The organism is Bradyrhizobium sp. LA6.8 (assembly GCF_040547935.1).
GTDB classification, from domain to species: Bacteria; Pseudomonadota; Alphaproteobacteria; order Rhizobiales; family Xanthobacteraceae; genus Bradyrhizobium; species Bradyrhizobium barranii.
Map to the genome: position 1 here is coordinate 396,708 of NZ_JBEPQQ010000007.1, position 15,562 is coordinate 412,269.

The 15,562-nt window shown below is 65.2% G+C and carries 12 protein-coding genes; 1 reads left to right on the forward strand and 11 read right to left on the reverse strand.

Going from position 1 to position 15,562, the window contains the following annotated elements:
- Positions 1 to 17: 17 nt before the first annotated feature.
- From ABIA90_RS31070 to ABIA90_RS31115, 10 genes are all read right to left on the reverse strand, one after another.
- A complete protein-coding gene (locus ABIA90_RS31070) occupies positions 18 to 3,533 on the reverse strand; it encodes a two-partner secretion domain-containing protein (protein ID WP_354119170.1) in 3,516 nt (1,171 codons plus the stop codon).
- A gap of 19 nt (positions 3,534 to 3,552) precedes the next feature.
- Complete coding sequence (locus tag ABIA90_RS31075) at positions 3,553 to 5,241, reverse strand: ShlB/FhaC/HecB family hemolysin secretion/activation protein (protein ID WP_354119171.1); 1,689 nt, start codon at positions 5,239 to 5,241, stop codon at positions 3,553 to 3,555.
- 322 nt (positions 5,242 to 5,563) lie between these two features.
- Positions 5,564 to 6,025, reverse strand: a complete 462-nt coding sequence (gene ptsN, locus ABIA90_RS31080; protein WP_008141251.1) for a PTS IIA-like nitrogen regulatory protein PtsN — start codon at positions 6,023 to 6,025, stop codon at positions 5,564 to 5,566.
- 221 nt (positions 6,026 to 6,246) lie between these two features.
- The gene (gene hpf / locus ABIA90_RS31085) at positions 6,247 to 6,846 is read right to left on the reverse strand and encodes a ribosome hibernation-promoting factor, HPF/YfiA family (protein ID WP_063980189.1); all 600 of its coding nucleotides are present in this window, start codon (positions 6,844 to 6,846) and stop codon (positions 6,247 to 6,249) included.
- Positions 6,847 to 6,930: 84 nt separating this feature from the next.
- Positions 6,931 to 8,544, reverse strand: a complete 1,614-nt coding sequence (rpoN, locus tag ABIA90_RS31090; RefSeq protein ID WP_354119172.1) for an RNA polymerase factor sigma-54 — start codon at positions 8,542 to 8,544, stop codon at positions 6,931 to 6,933.
- A gap of 90 nt (positions 8,545 to 8,634) precedes the next feature.
- The gene (gene lptB, locus ABIA90_RS31095; RefSeq protein ID WP_354119173.1) at positions 8,635 to 9,633 is read right to left on the reverse strand and encodes an LPS export ABC transporter ATP-binding protein; all 999 of its coding nucleotides are present in this window, start codon (positions 9,631 to 9,633) and stop codon (positions 8,635 to 8,637) included.
- A 246-nt stretch (positions 9,634 to 9,879) separates the two neighbouring features.
- The gene (locus ABIA90_RS31100) at positions 9,880 to 10,596 is read right to left on the reverse strand and encodes an LptA/OstA family protein (RefSeq protein WP_166347306.1); all 717 of its coding nucleotides are present in this window, start codon (positions 10,594 to 10,596) and stop codon (positions 9,880 to 9,882) included.
- A 5-nt stretch (positions 10,597 to 10,601) separates the two neighbouring features.
- Complete coding sequence (gene lptC / locus ABIA90_RS31105; protein ID WP_063985962.1) at positions 10,602 to 11,333, reverse strand: LPS export ABC transporter periplasmic protein LptC; 732 nt, start codon at positions 11,331 to 11,333, stop codon at positions 10,602 to 10,604.
- Between the two features lie 146 nt (positions 11,334 to 11,479).
- Entirely contained in the window at positions 11,480 to 12,094 is a 615-nt protein-coding gene (locus ABIA90_RS31110) for a ribonuclease D (protein WP_071908880.1), read from the reverse strand.
- A 116-nt stretch (positions 12,095 to 12,210) separates the two neighbouring features.
- The gene (locus ABIA90_RS31115; protein WP_354119174.1) at positions 12,211 to 13,536 is read right to left on the reverse strand and encodes a UbiA family prenyltransferase; all 1,326 of its coding nucleotides are present in this window, start codon (positions 13,534 to 13,536) and stop codon (positions 12,211 to 12,213) included.
- Between the two features lie 297 nt (positions 13,537 to 13,833).
- On the opposite strand from ABIA90_RS31115, the gene ABIA90_RS31120 reads away from it, so the two are divergent.
- The gene (locus ABIA90_RS31120; RefSeq protein ID WP_354119175.1) at positions 13,834 to 15,105 is read left to right on the forward strand and encodes an MFS transporter; all 1,272 of its coding nucleotides are present in this window, start codon (positions 13,834 to 13,836) and stop codon (positions 15,103 to 15,105) included.
- 22 nt (positions 15,106 to 15,127) lie between these two features.
- Here ABIA90_RS31120 and ABIA90_RS31125 read toward each other — a convergent pair whose 3' ends face one another.
- Positions 15,128 to 15,511 carry a response regulator gene (locus tag ABIA90_RS31125; protein WP_354119176.1) on the reverse strand — a complete coding sequence of 128 codons (384 nt, stop codon included), beginning with the start codon at positions 15,509 to 15,511 and terminating at the stop codon, positions 15,128 to 15,130.
- Between the last annotated feature and the right edge of the window lie 51 nt (positions 15,512 to 15,562).

Sequence of the window (15,562 nt, forward strand, 5' to 3'; positions counted from 1 at the left end):
TGCCGCTACCGGGTGCTCTAACGCAGCACGACCTCGATCGGCGCCTGGTCGTTCAACCCGAGGGGCGCGGCGGGATCGGGCGGAGTGGCGCCGCAGACCGGGTTGCCGCCGGCCCCAAGCGAGCAGGCGCCTGCGTCGCGCGGAATGATCGCGAGCCGGCCGTCGACATAGGTGATGTCGTAGTTCGCGGATGTCAGCCCCGAGGCGGCGATGCCGTAGACCCCGGGATTTCGCGTGCCCTGGGCCGAGCCGCCGTAGACGAGCGTGCCGGACAGCGTGGACAGCCCCTCCCCGTTCACGAAGCCGGAATAGATCGCGCTGCCGCCGGAGAACGGCACGCCGTCGTAATTCTTCGTGACGCCGTTGACTGCAATGGTGAGCGGCGCCTTGTTGACGGTCAGCGAACCGTCGACATAGGTGATCGCATAGTTGGCCGAGGAGAGGCCCGACGCCGTCAGGCTGTAGCGACCGGCATTCACCGCGCCCTGCGCCGTGCCGCCATAAAGAAGCGTGCCCGACAACACGGATGCAGTCTCGCCATTCATGAAGCCGGAATAAGCGGCGCTGCCGCCGGAGAAGGCGAGGCCGTCATAGGTCTTGGACGCGTTGGCGCTGATGGTGAGCGGCGCCCTGTCGATGGTGAGGCCGACCGCGACCGAGCCGACATAGACCGCGCCGCCCGAGCCGGTCGCGCTGAGAACGTCGGGGCCGCTGAGATTGTAGCTGCCCGCGCCCAATGCGGTGGTGACTGCGCTGCCCCAGCCGAGCGTGACGCGATTGGCGTTCACGCCGGTCATCGTCAATCCGCCGAGCGAGGCCAGCGTGCCATAGGTGGTGCTGGCCGAGCCCGCGACGTTGACATAGGCATCGTAGACGGTGTCGCCGAACGCGCGCAGCACCGGCATGCCGTTATTGGCGCCGCTGACGGACTTGCCCCAGACGGCGGCAAAGTCATAGCCGTTGTTGATAAAGGTGAAGGGATCGCGCAGCTGGGCCGTGGTGAGCATGCCGCCATCGCAGACGTTGCCGATGCCACCGGATCCGCCACAGGCGGCGCTCTGCCCCGATGTGTCCCTGTTCGCATAGCTTTGGATGACTTCGCCGCCATCCCAGTTCATTCCCACGATCGCGCCGACATTGCTGGTTCCCGACACCGTGCCCGCGAAGTAGCTCCGGCTCACATGGCTTTCCTGATTCATCCCCACCAGCCCGCCGACTTCGGAAGTTCCTGAAACCGCTCCCGTGGCGTAGGAATCGAGCACCCAAACGGCTTCATTGCTGTGCCCGACCAGCCCGCCAACCGAACGCGTCCCGGACACATTGCCGGTCGCGTAAGACTGGCTTACCACGGCGCCGTACCAGCTGCCTCCCACCAGCCCGCCGACCGAATCGACACCGGACACGTTGCCGGTGGCGTAAGATCGCTCCACCCGACTGTACTGTTGGAACCCCACCAGTCCGCCGGCAGATGTGCCTGTGCCGCCAATTGCGCCGGTGCCCGAAACATTACCGGTGGCGTGACTGTCGGTGACGAGACCGATGTTGCTGTATCCCAACAAGCCACCGACATTGATGCCGCCGGATACGGTACCCGTGGCATAAGAGTGGCTCACCGTACCGATGGCATAATCCCCGGGGCCCGGTCCCATCCACGTGCCGATATTGTACGCGATCAGCCCGCCAGCGCCGTCCCAGCTAGCGGACACGTTGCCGGTCGCATACGAGTTGGAGACGAACGAGGCGACGACGCGCCCTCCCAGCCCGCCGGCGGCGCCATAGCCCGCGATCGTGCCGGTGGCATATGAGTTGCTGATCGTCGTGATATAGGCGTCGCCGACCAGCCCGCCGACCATGGCGCCGCTGCCGGTCACATTGCCGGTGTTGTAAACGTTGCTGATGGTGTTGTAAGCGACGCTGCTCGTGCCGCCGTAGACCCAGAGACCGCTCGACCCCACCAGCCCGCCGACGGCATTGTTGCCCGTCACGCTGCCGCCTTCCAAGCCGACATTGCGGATGGTCCCGCCATCGATGTAGCCGAACAGGCCGATGTTATCGCTGGACGGCCGGTTGATGGTCAGGTTGCTGATGTGGTGACCGAGCCCGTCGAAAATGCCGGAAAAATATTTGCTGATATCGCCGATGCCGCCGATCGGTGTGAAACCGGCGCCACCATTCCAACCCGCCGTCGCGCTGGCATCGATGTTCGCGCCCAGCACATAGTTGCCGGACCGGTTGGTGTTGATGTTCTGCAGGGCATTCACATCGGTGATCACCGCATAGGTGATAGCGGCATCAGTTCCTTTCTGGGTCTGGAACAGGCTGCCCGCCGCCAGGTTGACCGGAGCGTTGATGGTGTAGCCACCGGTGGCCGTGGTCTGTGCGTATTGCAGGACCAGGCCGTCACTGCTCGTCGTGCCGGTCGACGTCAGCGGCGCATTGATGACGATGTTGTTGTCGGCCCGCAGCGTCAGGATATGCGAGCCCCAGGTGACGGCGGAGTTGACCGTGACGTTGCCTTCATCGGTGCCGCTGCCCGACGTCGTCACCGTCACGTCGCCGCTCGCAAGTGCCGTCTGCAAGACGCCAGCGTAGTTCGCGTCGATGGTGATGTTGACGGGATCGATCAGCCAATGCCCGCCCAGCGTATCGACCTTCAGATCGGCGGCGAGATTGACCTTGGCGGCGGAGGTTTCGACCGAGCGGGCCCGCAGCGTGCCGCCGGCATTGACCTCGCCGTGCTTGGCATCACCGAGCAGCAGGATGCGGCCGTTTTTGCTGCCGATGCTCGCGGCCTGCACCACGCCGGTGTTGTTGACGACGCCCTTCATGGCGTCGCTCGCGCCCTTGGCGGTGAGGATGGCGAGCCCACCATCGGCGCGGATCAATCCCTTGTTCTCGACCAGGGTCTTGACGGTGGAGGCCTTGACCTCGACCGAGAGCAGGCCGTCGCCATTGAAATCGAGCAGCACGTCGGTGCCGGCGGCGAGCGCCGTGCTGCCGGTGATGGTGCCGGAATTGCTGACGCTTGGCGAGATCAGCGCCACCACCTTGCCGGAGATGCTGCCCTCATTGGTGATCGCGCCGCCGCTGCCAGTGAAGTTGTAGCGGCCGGCCAGAAAATCAGCGTTGCTGATGCCGAGCGTGGAGGCGACGAAGCCGCCGGTCTGCACGCTGCCGGTCTTGCCGATGGCGATGCCGTTCGGATTGATCAGGAACACTTGTCCATTGGCGCTCAGGCTGCCGAGGATTTTTGACGGGTCCTGGCCGACGACGCGGTTCAGCGCGACCGAGGATGCGCCGGGCTGATTGAAGGTCACGGAGCTGCCGGCGCCGATCGAAAAACTCTGCCAGTTGGCGATCATCCGGTCGCTCGACTGATTGATCGTCATGGCGTTGCCGGACTGACTGATCGTGGCCTGTCCCGACACGACCTGGCCGCCGGTCGGCAGTGTCTGCGCCAGCGCCGGCGGCGTCAGCATCGTGGTCGCGGACAGCGCGATTGCGAGTCGCATCCGCGGCAGGGTCGATGTCATCGCGTGCCCCCTCGAAACATCAGAAGCGAATGCCGGCTTGCAGCCAGAACTGATCGTTGGCCTTGACGCCATCGGCATTGGCGCCGGTGATGATGGAACGGCCGGGATTGTCGCCCAGCGTATGGGCCCAGCTCGCCGAGACGTTCAGCCATTCGCGCGTCCAGCGCGCGGCGAGGCCGGCGCTGGCGAGCCCGTAATCGTTGCAGCCGCAGACAGTGACCGGCGCGACGCCGTTCGGCGACACGTTGATCTTGACGTAGCCGCCGTCCAGGAAGCTCGCGAGTTGCAGGCTGCCGAAGCGCACAGGCAGCGGCGCGTTGTAGCGAAGCTCCAGCGTGCCGAGCACGCCCATATCGCCGCGCGCCTCGCCGACGGGATAGCCGCGCACGCCGAACGGGCCGCCCAGCGCAAAATCTTCCGAGGAATCGAGGTTCTTGTCGGCCCATTGCCCGTAGAGGCGACCGAACAGTGCGAAGTCGCCGGGCAAGGCCTGAAGCCGTGCAACCGAGGCATTGATCCGATTGAACGGCCCTTGCGTCCGGAGCCCAGCCTGGTCCACCGCGAGCGCGCTCGCTACGCGCGCGAGATCGAGGTCGCCAAAAGTCCAGCTCACCGACCAGTTGGTGATGCCGCCGCCGAGCAGCGCGTCGCGCCGGTCGCCGTTGAGGCTGAGCGTGCCGGAGGTCGAGCGCTTGTCCTGAAGCGTTCCGACGATGCTGTCGTCGACCAGCGCCTTCCAGGTCACGGTGCCACCAAGCTGGAGGTTGAAATCGCGCGAGCGGATCAGGCTGTAGTCGACGCCGCCATTGGCGAAATGGGCAAAACCGGTGAGACCGAGGGCGCGGCCGATGGCGTCGATATTGTGGTAGTCGAGATAGCCGTAGCTCGCATTGGCGATGAAGCCACTGGCGCCGAGCGGCACGCTCGTCGCCAGCGAGCCGTACTCCTGCCCTTGCGACACCGTGCCGGAGAGCCGCGTCAGGTCGCCGTAGCCGGACACGTCGGTGAGCGAGATGAGCCCGTTGCCCTGCGCCTTGCCCACGTTGGAGCTGCCGTAATTATCGGCCCAAATACCGCCCCCGAGAATGGGCGCCTGCGCGACGCCGACGACGAGCTTGCTGGTGTTCGGCGTATCGCCCGGCGCGAGCTTGGCATGCACCGACACGCCCGGCAGGTCGTTCATCCGCAACAGCGCGTCTTCCAGATCCTGCCGCGTCACGCCGTCCGGCTTGAGACGACCCTCGATGATCGCGCGCAACAGGTCCTCACGCACGCGCACGCCCTTGGCGCGATCGAGCGTGATGGTCTTGAGCGCGCCCTCGGCGATCTCGATCGTGACGATGCCGTTGGTGACGTCCTGAGGCGGCAGCAGCGCGCGCGCCAGCAACCGGCCGCGGCCCTGGAGCACGGCCGTCACCTGATCGGCCAGCGCATAGAGCCCTTTGATGCCGAGGCGCTTGCCGCGCACCGAGGCAACGAGCTGCTCGCGCTCGGCCTGTGGCAGCAGCTCCACCTTGCCGGTGAAGCGAACGCCCTTCACGATGATGCGCTCGCCCCGGTCGGGGATGGCGGCGGGCGCCTGCTGCGGTCGAATCTCGTCAGGGGACGGCAGCCTTTCCTGCCGCTGCATCTCCTGCTGCCGCTGCATCTCGCGGAGCAGCGATCCGGCATCCTGCGCGACGGCCGGGACTGCGGTACCTGCTATCACTAGCCCCACCACAACAGCCCTGCTCTGCACCGCGCCAACCACTTTCATCCTACGGGCCCGACCTTCGGGCGATAGGTAACGACATCAGCGAAAGCGCAGGACGGCGCGTCGATCCAAGCGCCACTTGCGTTCGTGGGCGTCTTTAGCGGACTCCGACAAGGCGCGATGTGCCGGACGTCTCAACTGGGGAAATTTTTCGCGTCATCTTGTCGGCGATGACGAGATCACGACATCCCGCGCGCATGCCAAGGAGATGGCCGGCGTACATTGGCAATTGCGTGGATCGATTCCGCTTCTCAGCGGGCGACGAGGACAGGCGACGTTACGCCGCGGTTGCGGGCGGCAGCGCCAGCACCGAATAGATCGCCTGGGCGTCGCGCGAGGCGCGGAGCTTCTTGGCGATGTCCTGGTCACGTAGGAGGCGGGCGATGCGGGCGAGCGCCTTGAGGTGATCGGCGCCGGCGCCTTCGGGCGCGAGCAGCAGGAAGACGAGATCGACCGGCTGGCCATCCATCGCCTCGAAATCGATCGGACGATCGAGGCGCGCGAACAGGCCGAAGATCTTTTCCAGCTTGGGCAGCTTGCCGTGCGGAATGGCGACGCCGTAGCCGACCGCGGTGGTGCCGAGCTTCTCACGCTGCAGCAGCACCTCGAACACGGAGCGTTCGTTCTGCCCGGTCAACTCGGCGGCCTTGGCCGCGAGCTCCTGAAGCGCCTGCTTCTTGCTGTTGACCTTCAATGCCGGGAGAATCGCCTCGGGTGCGACCAGATCGGTAATCGGCATGGAAGGTTTCCGAGGTGAATTAAACCGTCAGGTTCCGAATTGGCCAGCTTGGTCAAACCAGGCCTGGCCGGCATCAAGAAGGTGAAGCAGGAGGGGGACTTAGCCCCGATCCTGATGTGGGGCGCTTCTACTCCAACGCAATCCCGGTGCCAACTGCTGCGTGCGGCTTTGCCCCGCTCATTGTTAAGGGCTGCGGTTGGTACGGGGGCCGGTTCCAGCCCTTAACCGTCCGGTTTGGGCCCCGGCGGGTCGATCCAGCCGACATTGCCGTCGGCCCGGCGGTAAATGATGTTCACCCGGCCGCTGGAGCCGTGCTGGAATACCAGGCAGGGCGCTCCGCTGAGGTCCAGCTCCATCACGGCCTCGCTCACCGACAGCTGCTTCAGCGAGGTGGTGGCCTCGGCGATGATGACCGGACTGTAGCCGGTGACCTCGTCCTCGTCCTCACCCTCGCCCGGCGCCTCCAGCACGTAGCTCGTGGCGTCCATGGCGGCCAGCGCCGCGGAGGCGACATGGGCCTTGCGGGCCGAGCGGTCCTTGAGCCGGCTCTTGTAGCGCTTGAGCCGCTTCTCGATCATCAGGAGCGCCTGGTCGGCGCTGGCATAGGCATCCGGCGCGTTCGAATCGGCCTCCAGCGTAATTCCCGTATCAAGATGCAGGGCACAGTCGGTGCGGAAGCCGAAGCCATCCTTGCTCAGGGTGATGTGGCCGGAATAGTTCCCGTCGAAATATTTACGCAGGACCTCGTCGGTCCGATCGGTCACGCGGCCGCGCAGGGCGTCGCCGACGCTGACGCTCTTTCCCGAGATTCTGAGGGTCATGTGATGCCTCGCTTGGTTTTAAGTGCCCAGCTTGGATCGGTCTCGATGGGGGATCGAGAGTAGCGCGATTTCGCGCCAGCGCAATCAGGCCGGCTCGGTGTTGCGGGAGCGATCGGGCATTGCGGTGGAGAGGACGTTACCAAGAGCGCTCTGCTTGTCACGGCGGCGTTGCACCGAAGAGGGAATGCGCATGGCTTCGCGGTACTTTGCGACCGTGCGGCGGGCAATATCAATTCCCGAGGCGCGTAAGCGTTCCACGATGGTGTCATCCGACAGGATCGCCGACGGCGCTTCCGAATCGATCAGCTGCTTGATGTGGTGGCGCACGGCCTCGGCGGAATGCGCCTCGCCGCCGTCGGCGGAGGCGATCGAGGCCGTGAAGAAATATTTCAATTCGAATGTGCCGCGATTTGTCGCCATGTACTTGTTGGCGGTGACGCGCGACACCGTGGATTCATGCATCTGGATGGCGTCGGCAACGGCCTTCAGATTCAGCGGCCGCAGGTGCGCCACGCCGTGGGTGAAGAAGCCGTCCTGCTGGCGCACGATCTCCGTCGCAACTTTCAGGATAGTGCGGGCCCGCTGATCGAGCGCGCGCACGAGCCAGGTCGCGTTCTGGAGCGCGTCGGTGAAATAGGACTTGTCGCCGTCCTTGCCGACCTTCTTCGAGAGTTGCGAATAGTAGGTCTGGTTGACCAGCACGCGCGGCAAGGTGTCGCTGTTGAGCTCGACATGCCAGCCGCCATCCGGGCCCGGGCGGACATAGACGTCGGGCACCATGGTCTGCAGCCGCGCCGAGCCGAACTTCATGCCGGGCTTGGGATTGAGGTGGCGGATCTCGCCGATCATGTCGGCGATGTCCTCGTCGTCGACGCCGCAGAGCTTGCGCAGCGAAGCGATGTCGCGCTTCGCCAGCAGATCGAGGTGCTCGACGAGCGCCTGCATCGCCGGATCGTAGCGGTCGAGCTCGCGGAGCTGGATCGCCAGGCATTCGCTCAGATTGCGCGCGCAGACGCCGGGCGGGTCGAATTTTTGCAGCACGGCAAGGACGTCCTCGACGTCGGCTTGCGATGCGCCAAGGCGCTCGGCGGCCTGGCCGAGATCCGGCGGCAGATAGCCGGCCTCGTCGACGAGGTCGATCAGGTACTGGCCGATCATGCGCTGCGCCGGGCCGGTGAAGGCGACTGAGAGCTGCTCGGCAAGATGGTCGCCGAGCGTGATCTCCGCGGCGACGAAGGCTTCGAGATTGTAGTCCTCGTCGCCGGAGGCCCCGCCGCCCCATTCGGTATAGGTGGTCGGCGCCGCATCCTGGGCGTTGCGCGCGGCGGCCTCGGCCGGTTCCTCGGAGAAGACGTTGTCCAGGCCCGTGTCCAGGGTCTGCTCGATCTCGGCGCGGGTGCCGAGATCCTTGCTCATCCATTCTTCCTGGCCCGGCTCGAACGCCTCGCCCGGACCGCCGCCCGGCTCGTCGTTGTGGCCGCCGTCGGAATCGCTGAACTGGCCGGTCTCGGCCGGGGCTTCACCGGCGGGCGGCTCGTCGTTGGCCCGCTCCAGCAGGGGGTTCCGCTCGAGTTCCTCTTCCACGAAGGTCGTGAGATCGAGATTGGACAATTGCAGCAGCTTGATCGCCTGCATCAGCTGCGGCGTCATGACCAGCGACTGCGATTGCCGGAACTCTAATCTCTGCGTGAGCGCCATGAAGCAAGAACCGATCCCAAAAGTTGGTCCGATTTTTGCTTATCCTAGTCTTGGCACGATGTACACGGCTTGACGAACGGGAAAAAAGGGCTAGAGGCGGAATTCCTCGCCAAGGTAAAGCCGGCGAACGTCGGGATCGGCGACGATCTCATCCGGGCTACCCTCGGTCAAGATTTCACCGGCATAGACGATGTAGGCGCGATCGGTCAGGCCGAGCGTCTCGCGCACATTGTGGTCGGTGATCAGCACGCCGATGCCGCGGTTGGTGAGATGGCGAACGAGGTCCTGAATGTCGCCAACCGCGATCGGATCGATGCCCGCGAAAGGCTCGTCGAGCAGCATGTAGTTCGGACGCGTCGCCAGCGCGCGCGCAATCTCGACGCGGCGGCGCTCGCCGCCCGACAGCGCGATCGACGGCGATTTCCGCAAGCGCGTGATGTTGAATTCGTCGAGCAGCGAGTCGAGCTGCTGCTCGCGCTTCTTGCGCGAGGGCTCGACCACTTCGAGCACGGCGCGGATGTTCTGCTCGACGGTGAGGCCGCGAAAGATCGAGGCTTCCTGCGGCAGATAGCCGATGCCGAGCCGCGCGCGCTGATACATCGGCAGCTTGGTGACGTCGTGGCCGTCGAGCTCGATTGCGCCGCGATCGGGCTTGATCAGGCCGGTGATCATGTAGAACACGGTGGTCTTGCCGGCGCCGTTCGGGCCGAGCAGGCCGACCGCTTCGCCGCGGCGCACATAGATGCTGACGCCGCGCACCACCTGGCGGCTGCCAAAGCTCTTTTCCACGCTATGCACAGCCAGGAAGCCCGGCCGCTTCAGAAGCTGCGGCCCGCCGGCGCCGTTGGGCCTGCTGGCGGCCCTCACGGGATGCACCGCCTGGGCACGCGGCGGCTCGGTCTGGTAGTCGGCCTGAAAATGGTCGGGCGCGCGCATCGACTGGTCACGGGCGATCGGCGATGCATCGCGCACCGGGCTGGGCACGAGACCGCCGACGCTGTCACCGAGGGCGGTGATGTCCTGGCGCGCAAATCCTGGCCGGCCGCGCTTGGCGGGGCGCCGACGGAACATGCTGAAGAGATCGACCATCCCGCCTTCTAGCCTTTCACGACAATCCTGCGCGATGATCCGCGCGTGATCCCGCGATCTGCCGCACCGGCCTTGCGATTCGCCAGCACAGCATGAGTGAAGGGATGTCTCATGCCCAGTGAAACACGCCCGAAAAGCGGCGAACCCCGCTTGGAAAGCCCTTCGCGCTAGATACAGCCTCGCCGGGCAAGCTTCAACCTCGGATCGGGAGAATCTGGCCCAAGCGATTGAAGTTACTTCAGGAATTTACTTTTGTTTGCCTGCGCCGGGCAATTGCAGAGGCGGCGCCGGAGCGGGCTTGCCCGGGCTCCCCGATCCGCAATCATTGCTGCCGCCCTGCGGCAGCAATGCCTGCACCCTGCCGCTGTCGGATTCCACCCGCGAGACGCCCGTGGTCATGTCGACCGCCAGACGGTCGCCGCGCAGCACGTTCCTGCACTGCGTGAGAACGACGCCGCCGAGCATGGTGATGAGGTTGGTTTTGGTGTCGAACACGGCGGTCTCGCCTGTTACCACCTGGTCCTTCTGGGTGACGACGACATTGCCGCGCGCTTCCAGCCGCTTGATCGAGGAACTGCCGCCCGGCCCCGGCTGCGCCGACTGCATCGGCGCACCCTTGGTCCCCTTCGCCGCGGGCTGCGGCGCGGCCGGCTTGTCGCCGCCGCCGGAGTCGTAAAACACCACGAGCGTCTTCGAGGTCATGGTGGTGTCGCCCTGGATGACCTTCACATTGCCGGAGAAGGTCGCCTCCTTCTTCTTGTCACGCATCTCGAGCGAGGCGGCTTCGATCTGGATCGGCTGGTCGCGGTTTTGCGAAAAGCCCTGCATTGCGTTGGGCACGCCTTGCATCGTGCTCTGCGCGACGGCCGCACCGGTTGCGACCAGCGCGACGGTGACGGCGAGCGCGGCCACACCGAGAATGGCGCACCGCTTGTCTTCGTTGCGCGAAAAGAATCTCACCATGAAAATCACTTTGAATTGGCCGACTTGTTCTGAGGCGTGCGTGTCTTCACCGGCGGCGCGGGCTGCTCGGCCGGCGCAGGCTGGGCGGCAGCGGGATCGTCCAGCTTGTCCAGATGCATCACCACATTGCCCTCGAAGCGGATGACGTCGCCGCCTTCCGTGATCCGCAGCCGGTCGGCGGTCAGCGTTCCGTTGGTCAGCTTGACGTCGACATGCTCATCCGAGGAGACCGTTCCCTTGCCCATGTCGACGAAGGCCGAGTTCAGGCGCGCCTCATAGCCGGACGAGGTGCGCAGGAAGATATCCTTGTGCAGGTCGAGCTGCTGCTGCTTGTTGTCGAAGCGGCCGGTGCGCGCATCGAGCAGCAAAGTGGATTTGTCTTCCATCAGCACCTTTGCGCGCAAATCATTGAGATCGACATGATCGGGGTCGGTGATGTCCTGCGTCGCGGTCTTGGCCCAGAGCTCGTAGGGCCGCTGGTCCGGGGTGAAGCCGGACATATGCGGCGTTTCCATCGTGATCTTGGTGCCCGTCACCACGAGATTTCCGGAGTCGAGCTTCACGGGGATCTGGAAGGGATTGAGGAAGGTCGAGACGGCGACGATCGCGGCCATGGACGCAGCCACCGTCACCGGCACCGCGATGCGCAGAATCCGCACCAGGCGGCTGTGGCGCGCCGCGCTGGCAAACTTCGCCGCAAGCGCGGCGTCGTAGGTTGGATTCTGGGCCGAATTCACCTGAGCTCCCGAGGTGTCGCTCGTCTCGTCCGGTTGACGGGCGCACGCCATTGTATCCGGCGCCGCCTGAATATGCAGCCTGCGACAGGCCGCACGAAAGTGTCCGAAACGGGGCGGCGGCCCTAAGCTAACAGCGGCCCGAGGCCTCAGGAATGCGCGAAAATGTCCTCTTCCGCCCAGCCCTGGAGATCGAGCAGAGCGCGGGTCGGCAGGAAGTCGAAACAGGCTTTTGCCAGCGCGGTGCGGCCTTCCCGCACCAGCATGGCGTCGAGCCGCTCGCGCAGGGCATGAAGGTGCAGCACGTCGGAGGCGGCGTAGGCGAGCTGCGGCTCGGTCAGGCTGTCGGAACCCCAGTCGCTGGATTGCTGCTGCTTGGAGAGGTCGACATTGAGCACCTCGCGCACGAGGTCCTTGAGGCCATGCCGGTCGGTGTAGGTGCGGGTCAGGCGGGAGGCAATCTTGGTGCAATAAATCGGGCCGGTCATGACGCCAAACGTCTGGTACAGCACCGCGACGTCGAACCGCGCGAAGTGGAAGATCTTCGTGATCCCAGGATTGGCCAGCAGGGCCTTCAGGTTCGGCGCGTCGGTGTGACCCTTGGGGATCTGCACCACGTCGGCGCTGCCGTCGCCGGGCGAGAGCTGCACCACGCAGAGCCGGTCGCGGTGCGGGTTCAGCCCCATGGTCTCGGTGTCGATCGCCACCGCTCCGGTGTAGCGGGACAGGTCGGGCAGGTCGCCGCGATGCAGGCGTACGGTCATGGCGTTTCAAAACCTCAATCGAATTGGTCTGTCGGCATCATAAGCTAATCGGATTGCCCGCGATGTAGCCACTGGCGGCGGGCGGCGCAAGCGCCAGCTGTTCCCGCCGGGCGGGGTCAGATCGCCGCCAGCATGATGCAGATCATCGCCGCCACCGTCGTGCGGCTGGCGCCATCGCGAAAAGTGTAGAGAATCGGATCGTCGGGCATCTCGCGGCGATGGGCCATCATCAGGGCGCGGCCGAACCAGTAGAGCAGCAGCGGGTTGAGCAGCCACAGCATCCAGGGACGGCTGTAGAGCGGCGTCACCGCGGAGGAGGAGACGTAGAGCGAGAACACGGTCACCGCATTCATCGCGCTCGCCGCCGCCATCGCGCCGATGATGTGCAGGTCGGTGATTCTGTAATCGCGGTTGGAGGGATCGGCGAGGCCGGCGCTCTCGCGCATGCTGAGCTCGCTGAAGCGCTTGATCAGCGCCAGCGAGGTGAACACGAACAGCGAGAAGATCAAGAGCCATTCCGACAGCACCACGCCGACACCGACCGCGCCGGCGATGATGCGCAGCGTGTAGAGGCCGGCGAGCGTCACGACGTCGACCAGCATCTTGCGCTTGAGCACGAGCGAATAGGCGATCGTGGTGGCGAGATAGCCACCGAGCACGCCGAGGAACAAAGGCGAGATGCAGAGGCTGGCGGCGACCGCGAGCAGCCAGAGCGCGGGAATCGCAAGCAGCGCCGAGGACATCGGCAGTCGACCTGCCGCCAGCGCGCGATGGCGCTTGGTCGGATGCTGCCGGTCGGCTGAGAGATCGAGCAGATCGTTCATCAGATAGGCACCCGACGCGCAGGCCGAGAACGCGAGGAACGCCAGCAACGCGTAGCCGAGCGTCGCAAGATTCATCTGATGCGCCGTGATCGCCGGCACGAATACCAGCGTGTTCTTGGCGTATTGATAGACGCGCAGCGCCTGCGCCCAGGTCTTAAGGCTGGCACGGCTGCTGCCGCGCGTCTCGATGCGCTCCACGGAGGCGCGGTCGAACGGCAGCCGGTCACCCGCCACGAGATCGGCCGGCGCAACGACGCCATCGAACCCGAGATGCGCGGCAATGCCCGCCGCATGGTGCGCAAACCGGCCGGCCACCAGATAGATTGTCTCGCCCCGCGCCCGCGCCGCCAGCGCCTGGTTCAGCACGTCGGCATCATAGGGCAGATGGGCGTAGTCGAGCTCGGCCTGCGCCAGGATATCCGTGAGCGCCGCCATGCCCGGGCGTCCGCCCGCGCCGAAGCGGGCCAGCAGGCGGCCGGGGCTGGAGAACAGCGCTTCCAGCAGCAGCTCGGAACGCAGCAGGGCACCCTCGAGATCGATGACAAGCGTCCGCGCCGCGGCGGGGACCGCCGACGGTGTGGGGACGCCCAAATCGTAGTGCCAGGCAGGCTGCTCCATCCGAAAACGCTCTATTGGCCGCAACATGACCGGCCCTGAGGCCGGGGAGCAGGGAAATGGACGGCCGAGAGCCTAGGGGGCATTCGCTAAGGGCGACTTAACCGGGGGAGAAGGGCCGGCGGCCCCTGGGGGATGCCGGGCCCCAACCATGCACCCTGCTGTTGCATGGATCCCACAACCCGGCGCCAGCTTCATGTTCCGGCAGGGCTTTTGCCGCGCGCCCCGTGAAAATCCTCCCGGCCGACCCCATCTGCGAGTTTCGCGCGCTCGCGCGCCCCCACGATGAAATCAGGTGTCATGACCGAACAGACGCTCGCTGCGCCTATCGACGACCAGCAGGAACGCCAGCGCGGTTTTACGCGCTACCAGGCGCTCCTGATCGCACTGCTCGCGTTCACGCAGTTCACGATCATTCTCGATTTCATCATCATGTCGCCGCTCGGCGCCATCCTGATGCCGGCGCTCGATATCACGGCCGGGCAATTCGGCGTCGCGGTGTCGGCCTACGCGTTCAGCGCGGGACTGTCGGGGATCCTGGCGGCGGGCTTTGCCGATCGCTTCGACCGCAAGCGCCTGCTGCTGTTCTTCTATGTCGGCTTCACGCTCGGGACCCTGCTCTGCGCCGCCGCGCAGACCTACCACGTGCTGCTGCTCGGCAGGATCGTGACCGGATTGTTCGGCGGCGTGATCGGCTCGGTCGTGCTGGCCATCATCACCGATTTGTTCGCGCTGCACCTGCGCGGCCGCGTGATGGGCTTCGTCCAGACGGCGTTCGCCGCGAGCCAGGTGCTCGGCATTCCCGCGGGACTGTTTCTCGCCAATCACTGGAACTGGCATGTCTGCTTCATTGCGATCGTCGTCTTGTCGATCGTTGCGATCGCAATCATCGCCTTCGCGATGGAGCCGGTCGACGCGCATCTGAAACTGAAGCAGGACAGAAACCCGTTCCGCCATCTGATCGCGACCATCGGACAGCCGCGCTATACGCTGGCCTTCGCCGTCACGACGTTGCTGGCGACGGGCGGGTACATGCTGATGCCGTTCTCCAGCGCCTTCACCGTGCATAATCTCGGCATCGACATCCTGCATCTGCCGACGATCTATCTCGTCTCCGGCCTGTTCAGCATCGTCACGGGGCCGCTGGTCGGCAGGGCGAGCGACGCGTTCGGCAAGTACCCGACCTTCGTGTTCGGCAGCGTGGTGTCTGTCATCATGGTACTGATCTACACCCATCTCGGCCACGTCTCGCTCGCGACCGCGATCCTCGTCAACGTGCTGATGTTCGTCGGCATCTTCTCGCGCATGATCCCGTCGCAGGCGCTGATGTCGGCGATCCCCGACCCCAGCCAGCGCGGCTCGTTCAGCGCGGTCAGCGCGTCGCTTCAGCAACTCTCCGGGGGGCTCGGTTCGGTCCTCGCCGCCGCCATCATCGCGCAACAACCGGATGGTTCGCTGCTCCATTTCGACCGGATCGGCTACGTCGTGGTCGCGTCGGCAATCGTCTCGCTGGTCGCGATGTACTTTGTGCAGAAGGCGGTGGCGGAGCGGACCGGGAGACGGGTGGTCTGAGGGCTCGACTTGAAAAAGCCCGCTATGCCCGCCCGCCGGCCAGCATTTCAAGCTGGTCGTGCAGCTGCGCAGGAAGATACGGCTTGGGGATGAACCTCGCCCCGAGTGGGATGTCATCCGCTGCCGGGCTGACTTGGCCGGACGTAATGAGGAGCCGCACGGGCGGCCATCGATCTCTGATCACCGCCGCCAGCCGAAGGCCATCCATCGAGCCGGGCATCTGAATGTCTGTGAAGACGACGGTGATCGCCGTTTCCGTCTCCAGCAGATTGACAGCCTCGTCTGCGTCGGCCGCCTCGAAGACATCGAAGCCCATATCCCGCACCATGTCAGCCGCGTTCACGCGGATGAGGAAGTCATCTTCCACGATGAGGATCACGTCCCTATGCTGGCTGAGATTGGACACTTATGCTCCGGCATAACCGAGCATAAGGTTTGAACGGCTTCTTTGTTCCAC